The sequence below is a fragment of the Streptomyces sp. YS-3 genome (assembly GCF_045257485.1).
GTDB lineage: Bacteria > Actinomycetota > Actinomycetes > Streptomycetales > Streptomycetaceae > Streptomyces.
In genome coordinates, this window is sequence record NZ_JBJHPC010001062.1 from 1 (window position 1) to 1,078 (window position 1,078).

The 1,078-nt window shown below is 71.5% G+C and carries 1 protein-coding gene and 1 pseudogene; both read left to right on the top strand.

The genetic code is table 11. The features are described from left to right. Nucleotides 1-305, top strand: a pseudogene (locus ACJA3G_RS37470) (hypothetical protein); the annotation flags it as partial. After that, nucleotides 302-1,048 carry an SDR family NAD(P)-dependent oxidoreductase gene (locus ACJA3G_RS37475; RefSeq protein ID WP_406557468.1) on the top strand — a complete coding sequence of 249 codons (747 nt, stop codon included), beginning with the start codon at nucleotides 302-304 and terminating at the stop codon, nucleotides 1,046-1,048. The pseudogene ACJA3G_RS37470 and the gene ACJA3G_RS37475, both read left to right, overlap by 4 nt. Nucleotides 1,049-1,078: the final 30 nt, after the last annotated feature.

The following is a 1,078-nucleotide window of genomic DNA, read 5'->3' on the forward strand; positions in this document are numbered from 1 at the left end:
CCCCCCTGGTCTCCAGCACCACCGGCCGCGTGGTCGAGGACATCGAGGAGTACCACGACGAACTGCCCTGGCAAATGCTACGCCCCGTGCAGTGGCGGCGCACCGTCACCACCCTGCGATGCCGGGGAGTCGACCTCTTCGTGGAGGCAGGGCCCGGCCGGGTGCTCGCCGGGCTGGGCCGCGAGATCGCCCGCGAGGCCGCCCACCTGAGCGTCCAGGACGCCCTGTGCACCCCACCGGACGGCACTCCGCCGCGCGGCGCCGACACCCTCCTGAACACCGCGACACCGAAGGACAACTCGTGACCGAACTCGAAGGACGCATCGCGCTCGTCACCGGGGCCACCAAGGGAATCGGTCTCGCCGTCGCGACCGACCTGGCCCGGGCCGGCGCCACCGTCCTCCTCAACCACCGCGGCACCCCCGAACAGGCCCAGACCGCCCTGCGCACCGTCCAGGAGGTGCGGCCCGACGCGGAACTCGTCCAGGCCGACATCTCCCAGCCGGACGACGTGGACCGCATGTACCGCGACATCCGCCGCCGACACGGCCGCCTGGACGCCCTGGTCAACAACGCCGGGATCACCCAGGACGGCTACGCGGTGATGATGGGCGAGTCCAAGTGGCGGCAGGTCATCGACACCAACCTCACCGGCGCCTTCCTGTGCTGCCGGGCGGCCGGGCGGATGATGGCGAGCCGCCGCAGCGGATCCATCGTCACCGTCTGCTCCACCAGCGCCTTCAACCCGCCCGCCGGGCAAGCCAATTACGCGGCCTCGAAGGCGGGAGTCCTCGCCATGGTCAAGTCGATGGCCAAGGAGCTGGGCTCCTACGGCGTACGGGTCAACGCCGTGGTCCCCGGGTTCGTCGACACCGCGATGACCCGGCAGATGCCGCCCGACCGGCTCACCCAGAGCCTCAACGGCATCCCACTCGGCCGCATCGGCCGCCCCGAGGAAGTGGGCTCCGCCGTGCGGTTCCTGCTCGGCGACACCGCCTCGTACATCACCGGCACCTCGCTCGTCGTCGACGGCGGACTCATCAGCTGAGCCCGGGGCCGCCCGCCGACGATTCCCACC